Annotated in this window: 1 protein-coding gene; it reads left to right on the top strand. The window is 43.2% G+C overall.

Annotation, left to right across the window (positions count from 1 at the left end; translation table 11 throughout):
• On the top strand, positions 1-881 hold an 881-nt coding region (locus AB4496_RS18985; protein ID WP_372131627.1), incomplete at its 5' end, for a glycosyltransferase family 4 protein.
• Between the last annotated feature and the right edge of the window lie 119 nt (positions 882-1,000).

Genomic DNA, 1,000 nt, shown 5'->3' with positions numbered 1-1,000 from the left:
CTTATAGTTACCTCTCCGATTTAGCCTCATACTCTGCAGATTCAAGCGGCAATAGCGCGACACAGCTTAAACGTGCAGCTCATTATTATGAGCCAAGACTTATCCATGCTCATGGTTACAAAGCCAGTTTGGTCAGCAAACTAATAAAGCTCCCACCTCGTTTAAACAACACCAAACAAATCACCACTTATCATGCAGGTGAAACCCCAACAGGCAAAGTATGGCTTTATGACTGGCTCGACCGTTACAGCAGCTTTCTTTCTGATCAGTCGCTCGTGGTCAGTGAGAAGATTAAAGCGAAAGTGCCGAGTAAAACCCATCAATTGAATAACTTTGTTAAGGTCCCAACCGGATTAACAAAGTCCCCTTCATCAAGCCCATTCCATGTTGGCTTTGTGGGACGATTAAGCCACGAAAAAGCGCCTGATCGATTTGTCGCATTAGCCAAACCGTTTCCTGATGTTCGGTTTGAGCTTTTTGGTGACGGGCCAGAAATGGAAGCGTTAGTTAAATCGCAGCCTGATAATGTTACCTTTCATGGGCATCAAACCAATATGGACGACGTTTGGAGCCAAATCGATTTGTTAATCATCCCTTCCCGCTTTGAAGGCTTACCTATGGCGGCATTAGAAGCCATGATTCGCGGCATTCCTGTCCTCGCCACCTCAGTTGGTAACTTGCCTAAACTCATCGAGCACCAAGTTAACGGCTACCTCGCCAATTCAGAAGCTGAACTAGAACAGTTTTTATCTTTGTGGATATCATTGTCGATTGAACAACGTGACTCTCTCAGAAGTAACGCGATAGAAACGGTCAAACACCAATATTCGCCACAAGCTGTTGTCCCGAAGTTGTTGGAAATCTACCAACTCGATCGTTAATCCTAGTCTTAGTAGATAACTGGTTATTTTAGCTTGATAATTTGGCCGTTTTAGTCAGTTTTATACTGATTCTCAAAATGACAAATCTCAACTTAAGATTATAGTCTTACTCCATAATC

Origin of the sequence: Vibrio sp. 10N.222.46.A1 (assembly GCF_041473595.1) — a bacterium.
GTDB classification, from domain to species: Bacteria; Pseudomonadota; Gammaproteobacteria; order Enterobacterales; family Vibrionaceae; genus Vibrio; species Vibrio tasmaniensis_A.
The sequence above is the reverse complement of the archived record's forward strand: the minus strand, read 5'-3'. Positions and strand labels throughout refer to the sequence as shown.